6 protein-coding genes are annotated in these 6673 nt (G+C 65.1%); all 6 read right to left on the minus strand.

The window, feature by feature from the left end; translation table 11 throughout:
* Positions 1-29: 29 nt before the first annotated feature.
* Positions 30-1166 carry a tyramine oxidase subunit B gene (locus tag RT028_RS04480; protein WP_312932890.1) on the minus strand — a complete coding sequence of 379 codons (1137 nt, stop codon included), beginning with the start codon at positions 1164-1166 and terminating at the stop codon, positions 30-32.
* A 282-nt stretch (positions 1167-1448) separates the two neighbouring features.
* Complete coding sequence (locus RT028_RS04485; RefSeq protein ID WP_312932891.1) at positions 1449-2378, minus strand: helix-turn-helix domain-containing protein; 930 nt, start codon at positions 2376-2378, stop codon at positions 1449-1451.
* Positions 2379-2798: 420 nt separating this feature from the next.
* Complete coding sequence (feaR, locus tag RT028_RS04490) at positions 2799-3689, minus strand: transcriptional regulator FeaR (protein ID WP_312932893.1); 891 nt, start codon at positions 3687-3689, stop codon at positions 2799-2801.
* A 217-nt stretch (positions 3690-3906) separates the two neighbouring features.
* The gene (locus RT028_RS04495) at positions 3907-5148 is read right to left on the minus strand and encodes an MFS transporter (protein WP_312932895.1); all 1242 of its coding nucleotides are present in this window, start codon (positions 5146-5148) and stop codon (positions 3907-3909) included.
* Between the two features lie 232 nt (positions 5149-5380).
* Positions 5381-5899 carry a nuclear transport factor 2 family protein gene (locus RT028_RS04500; RefSeq protein WP_312932897.1) on the minus strand — a complete coding sequence of 173 codons (519 nt, stop codon included), beginning with the start codon at positions 5897-5899 and terminating at the stop codon, positions 5381-5383.
* Positions 5896-6673, minus strand: a 778-nt coding sequence (locus RT028_RS04505) for an amidase (RefSeq protein ID WP_312932899.1), incomplete at its 5' end; no start/stop codon positions are given. The genes RT028_RS04505 and RT028_RS04500, both read right to left, overlap by 4 nt.

Raw genomic sequence — 6673 nt, forward strand, 5'->3', positions numbered from 1 at the left:
GGCAACTCCTTATGATGAATGAAAGCGTTTCAACTCAAGACCGGCACGTCCCACAGGTTCAACTTCACACCAATGTCGCGTGCCACTGCATTGCGATACACCACCGTGCCCCAGGCCACGTCTTCGACTGGCATGCCACCGACTGACAGCACGATGATTTCTTCATCATTGGTGCGCGCCGGCGCATCGCCGGCAATGATCTTGCCCAGGTCTTCGATCTGTTCGGCTTTCAACAACCCTTCATCGACCATGTCGAGGAAACGCACGCCCAACAGTGGTACATGCGGGTGCCCGGGCTTGGGCAGTTCTTCATGCCAGGCTTCGTACAGACCGGTGTTGTCGACCACCTTGCGCACGTCGTCGCTCTCCATGCCGCGGTCCAGGTTGCAGGCCGCCGGCATGGCCAGGAATGCGCCGGGCTTGACCCACGCGCGCTCGACCACGGGATAGGCACTCACATCACCGGTAGCGCAGGAGTTGCAGAAGGTCACCAGGTCGGAATCGCGCACCAACGCTTCGACGCTGTCGACCACGATCACCTTCAGTTGCGGGTAGGTTTCCCCCGCCCACTCGATGAACGTACTCAGGCTTTTCTCGCCACGGCCCTTGATTTTCAAGGTGTCCAGCTGCGGGCACACGGCCATGAAGGCGGCCACGGTGGTCTTGCCCATCACGCCAGGGCCGAGCAGGCCAATGACCCTGGAGTCCTTGCGCGCCAGGTGGCGCGCGCCCACCCCAGGAATGGCCCCGGTGCGGTAGGCCGACAGCAGGTTGGCCGACATGTGCGCCAGCGGTGCGCCGGTATCCGGGTCGTTGAGGGTGAACATCAGGATCGAGCGCGGCAGGCCCTTCTCGCGGTTGGCGATGTTGGAGCCGTACCACTTGACCCCGGCGGTACAGAAGTTGCCGCCCAGGTACGCCGGCATGGCCATCATGCGGCGGTCGGCGGTGGGCTTGGGCATGTTCGGAAACGGCGAATCGGCTGGGAAGATCACCATGGCGCCGTGGGAATCATTGTTGGGCCCGGCCATGCGGTAGTCACCGCTATATAACAGGCCGAACATCTCTTCCATGGTATTGACGCAACCGAGCATGTCGGTCACACCGGCGCGGATCATGTCCTGTTCGGACAAGTAGATAAAATCGATCTTGGTATTGTTATTCATGCTCAGCCAGGCTCCGAACGTCGGACAGTAAACGGGCCTGTTACAGCAACGGCCCCTTCGGCGATACGCAGTGTCGACACGTTGCGTACAGACACGTGGCGAGCTACTGGACCCGATCATAGGGAGGGGCTTATGGCGCAGCTATCCCGAATTGGCAGTGATGGCTGGCCAGAGGGAGGCGTACTGACCGAGGGGGCCTGAGCACCCGCGTGGCCGCGGCGGCGAGGGTGCCGGCGCGCTACGCTGATCAGCCCCGCGCTGCAGTTTGGCGGCTTGCGGGCGCTAGGAACAGGCGCCCAGGGTCTGTGAGGGTCGCTCACCAAACAGCTTCTTGTAGTGCACGGCAAAATGACTGAGGTGACTGAAACCCAGGTCGTTGGCCACCCGCGACACAGTCGTCGAAGGTTCACAGGCGTCGCGCAGGCGCCGCCGGGCTTCGTTGAGGCGCACCGCGCGCAGGTATTCCACCGGGCGCATGCCGGTGGAGTCATGGAAAGCGCTCTGCAAGGTGCGCCGGCTGACTTTCAGGTGTTCACACAGCTCCAGGATACCCAGCGGCTCCTCGGCCCATTCCAGCACCAGTTCCTGGCAGCGACGGACCAGGTAGGCGCCCACCGCCTTGTTGCCGCTGCGGCTGCGCGTGACGTCTTCGGACTGCCCCAGCACCTCCAGCACCGCCTCCAGCACCTGCTGCTCGAGCCAGGCTTCGGCCGCCTCCGGGGCAGGATGTTCGAGCACCTGCATGAGCAGCTGGCGCGCGCGCTGCAAGCGCGCGGCCGGCACATGCAGGCGGCTGCTGTGGGACAACCGGCGCAACTGTTCATCGGTCAGCTCATAAGCGGCCATCTTGGCGAAGCGCGCCACGTCGACAGTGATCGCCAGCAGGCGCATGCCCTGTTCGGCCTGGACGAAGAAATCTTCGTCACCGCGCAGCAACGACACCTGCTCACCCCCCAGCGCCTGGCCCTGGAACAACCCACTGACCTCACTGCCCAGCGACATGGCCAGACACAAGCGCCCGTGGGGTGCCTTGCCACGTTGCACCACACGGGTGTCGAGGGCTTCCTGGAACACTTGGAAACGCTCGCCGGTAACATGCCGCAAGAAGGTGTGCGGGTGCCCGTCGCTGAGCTGGTCGTAGGTTTGCTGCCAACCCTGGATCGCCCCGGCATGCAGATGGACATCATCGAAATGAGCAGTGGCGGTGTACATGGCGCGACGTCCGTTTGTGTGGAAATATTTCAAGATAGGTAAGCGAGTTTCATGCCAGTACGCTTCCCAGCGCTGGCGTCAGCCGTGGGCGAAGCGGCTAACGGCCACCAGAGGCTTTGGCCAGCACCTTGCCATTACCCCTGCCTTACAGCAGGAGGCTGCGCCGCCGAAACAATGATGCCCTGGACCGTCGCCAATCGCGTTACCGCAGGGCTCGGGTGTTTCCTATGGCCCCGCGCGGGCAGGCACGCCGCACGGGCGACAGCGACTTCAACGTGGTGTCGTGCCCCATGAAGGCGTTGCAGCATTTGTGCGCCCGTCCCGTGCCCAACGCACCGTCAGCGGGCGCGCACGGATCGTCAGCCACGGTTGGCAGCGATCAGGCGCATGTCAGGGCCACGCGCTTGCCAAAAGCACGGCTCAATGCCGCGCGCTGCGGTAGCTCCGCGGAGTCATGCCGGTCTGCTTCTTGAACGCTTTGGAGAAATGCGCCGAATCGGCAAAGCACCAGGCGGCACCGATGTCAGTGATCGAGCGGTGCGCGCAGGCCGGATTGCGCAAGTCTTGCGCAGCCTTGGCCAGCCGCTCCCGCAAGATGTAGCGGCATACGCTGTCGCCTCGGGCCTCGAACAATCGGTACAGCTGCCGGCTGGAAATGCCCAGTTCTTCTGCCAGGCCGGCCGGGGTCAGGCGCACCGAATCGAGCCGTTGCTGAATCAACGCTTGCACCTCGTGCAGCAGCAGGCCCGCGCTGTGGTCACTGGCGCGGTACTGCAAGACCGGCCCGAGCAGCGCCAGCAGGGCGTCCTGCAAGCCCTCACCGTCCTCGACGCAGGCCCACTGGCGCAGCTCGCCGGCCGCCACCTGGCGCACCAGGGTGCTGAGCAACTGGCCGCAGGCCCCGGCAGTCGACAATTTGCCAAAACGCTCAGGCCCCAGGCTCGCCAGGCGCGCCTTCGGCAAATGGATGGACACGTGGCTGAACAGGCCTTGGGGCATCATTTTCAACGCCGCCTCGCAGTCGAGCAGCGCCAGGTCGCCTTCGCGCAGGTGCACCACGCGGTCACCCAGCTCCACGTGGATCTCTCCCTGCTGCTGTAACACCAGGAAACAGTGTGGGTCGTGCTGTGCCTGGCTGGCGCGCGTGATCTCCTGGGCATTGCTGCGGATGTAAGCCACCTCGGTCGTGCCCAGCACAGTGTGCTGCAGTTCACCGATGAACAGGCTCTGGCAGTGCTCATAGCGGGTCTCGAAGCGTCCGCACACGTTGTGCACGCGAACGTTCCAGGTAGCGAGGGCCTGACCATTCATGATGCATCTCCGGCGAGCATGCGCCCCATAATAGTGCGCATTTCACGTGATTTTGGGTAACAAAACGCGTTCACGTGAAGCGTCAAGCAGGGACCGGGCCAAGTCGCTGCACGCCGGTGCAATCGGTCCACCCGGGATGGGGATGGCGCCTCATGCCCTCCGCGCAGCCCCTGATTGCAACTTCAGGCAAGCGCTGAAGGGACTCGGTGGCGCAGGGCTACAGCCGCGACAACACCAGGCCGTCGGCATCCTGCTCGCGCTGCAGCAACTGCTGCGAGCGCAGCACCGCCGCGCCATAGGCGAGCAACGCCAGCACCGAGCAGCTCCCAGAAAAGACGAACGCCGCCGTGTAGCCGAACTGCTCGATCAGCAGACCACTGAGGGCCGGCCCGAATGCCGCACCGGCTGACAAGCACAGCGCGCCGAGGGCGACCAGTTTTCCCGACACGTCGAACTCGGCCATGATCCCGAAGGTGTAGGCCAGCACGAAATTGATCGAGAACAGAAACAGCACGGCGCCGATCACATAGGTGGTGAACGAGCCGAACTGGGCCAGCAGCACCAGGCCTGCCAGCTGGGCCAGGATGATGATCGCCAGCGGCACGAAGCGCCCCGCTTTCAAGCCGATGGACGAGGCGATGAAGCCGCCGCCGGCATTGATGATGAAGCCCACCGCCAGTACCGCGCCGATGGTGTCACCCGAGAGCCCGGTCTTCTTGCCGATCAGTTCGAGAAAGGCCCACACCGCCATGATGCCGGTGAGAAATACCAGGCTGGCCACCAGGCTCAGCCAGACGATTGGCCGGCGTGCGGCACTCGCCTGCGCCGAAACACGGCTGGCCTCGACCACCCGTGCGCTGCGCGCAGGCACCCACAGCAACGGGGCGATACCGGTCAGCAGCAGGGTCAGGGCGATGGTCAGCAGCATGCCGTGAAAACCCCATACCGGCATCACCGCCACGGGCAACAGCACCAGCAGGGTGGCGCCAGGCACCGTTTCAAGACCGAGCTTGAAGCCGAATGCGCGCTCGGGCTGGGCGCTGTCGCCGAAGATGGTCATCGCCAATGCATACAGCGCGCCGGTGCCTGCACCGGCCAGGGCCATGATCACGAACAGCGACTCGAAGCTCGGTTCGCTGACCACGTACAACACCATGGCAATCACCCGCAGCGACGACAGCAGCGCAATCACCCGCCAGCTGACCCGCCGCACCCACAGCAACGAGGCCAGACCGAGCAGGCCGAAGCCCAGGTTCATGGCCAGGGCCAGGTTGCCCAGCTGGTTCTCGCCCAGGCCGAATTTCTCGGCCAGCGCACCGAACAACAGCGGCAACACGTTCAACAGCAGCGCACCTGCGCCGGACACCAGGCCGGCGGCGACATATACCGAGACCTTGTCGATTGGATTCGCCTTGATCGAGTTCATACCCAGACCCTTGTTGTTTTTATCGTGGTTCATTCAGGCAACGGCCCGGTCTGCTGCACGCAAGAGGGCCATCTCCAGGCGACGACCGCGCGGCGGCGGTCATCATCACCGCCTCAGTGTGCGGCGATTGCCCTGCGCAGACATGTGTCTGCTTGCCGGGCACTTGGTCACGGCTGCCAAGCGCGACCGTCTGGCGGTTGCTGGCTGGCCTTGGCCCAGCGCGACGCAGGCACTGCCCTCGCCGCCCCAAGGCAAGGCCGCCCGCTCAGCGCTGGCCCGGTACGGGCAACGGCGCCTGGTCGTTCCAGGCGCTGGTCGGCCGACTGAAGAGGTTTTCCGTCTGAAAATGCGCCATGCGCCAGCGGCCATCCTGCTGGGCAAAGGTGATGTCCAGGCGCGCGGCGTTCAGGTGCGAGCCACCGTCGGCGAAGGTGCTGGTCTGCAGCATCAGCCAGCGACCCTGGGCACGCTCGGCCGAGACCACGTCGATGACTTCACTGGTGAGGAAATGCACGTTCAAGGCGAAGTGCGCCGGCGTGCGCATGTACGTGGCGAACATCGCACGGATAGCGTCGCGGCCCACATAGCCCCCAAAGCTTGCGGCGTAGCGCGCGCCCTTGCCTTCCCAGCGCGCGTCGGCGGTGAACAGCCCCGCCAGCTCATCGAGCGGCGAGTCAGCGTCCAGCGCATCGCACAGCGCCATGTAACGGTTGATGCACACGCGAATCGCCTGCTGGTCCTCGAAGGCCTGTACCCGTGCGCGCAGTTCGGCCAGTTCGCTCATGCCGCACCCCCGGCCTGCAGCGGCGTCGAACACAGGTTGAGCAGCAGCCGTTCAGCGACGGCCAGCAGCTGCGCATCGGCGCCCTTGGCCGCGATCAGTTGCAGGCCGACCGGCAAGCCCTCGCGGCTGCCCAGGGGCATGCTCAAGGCCGGATGGCCGGACAGATTGAACGGTCGCACCAGCGCGGTCATGCCGAGCACGGCGCGGGTGTCGGCGGCCTCTTCCAGACGCAACGGGAAGTCCGGCATGGTCGGCAGGGCCAGCACGTCGACGCGGGTCAGCGCCTGGTCTACCGCAGCGGTGAAACGTTGGCGTACGGCTTCTGCCTCGGCCAGGGCCTGAGCGGACGTGGTGCCAGCGGCCTCCAGGCGACCGGCGATGTCGGCACCGACCTTGCCGCTGGCCAGCAACGGGCTGCAGGCATCGAAGGTTTCCCGGTTGATCACCACCATGCCGGCGGCGTAGGCCTCGGTGAAGTGCGCCAGTTCCACTGCCGACAGGCTCAGCCCGCTGGCCTGCAAGGCGCTATCGATCACACGCTGCACTGCAGGCTCGGCACTCACCGCCACCACCCCGACGCGCGCCGTGTCCGGCAGCGGCGCGGCGCTGAAGCTCGGATCGATCATGCCCATGGCGCGGATCAGCATCGGCAGGCTGGCCGCCAGCGGGCCGACGCAGTCGAGGCTGCTGTGGCTCGGCATGACCCCTTCGCGGCTGACCCGGCCATGGCTTGGCTTGAAGCCGAACACGCCGCAGCAACAGGCCGGTATGCGA

It is taken from the genome of Pseudomonas sp. (assembly GCF_032058845.1).
GTDB lineage: Bacteria > Pseudomonadota > Gammaproteobacteria > Pseudomonadales > Pseudomonadaceae > Aquipseudomonas.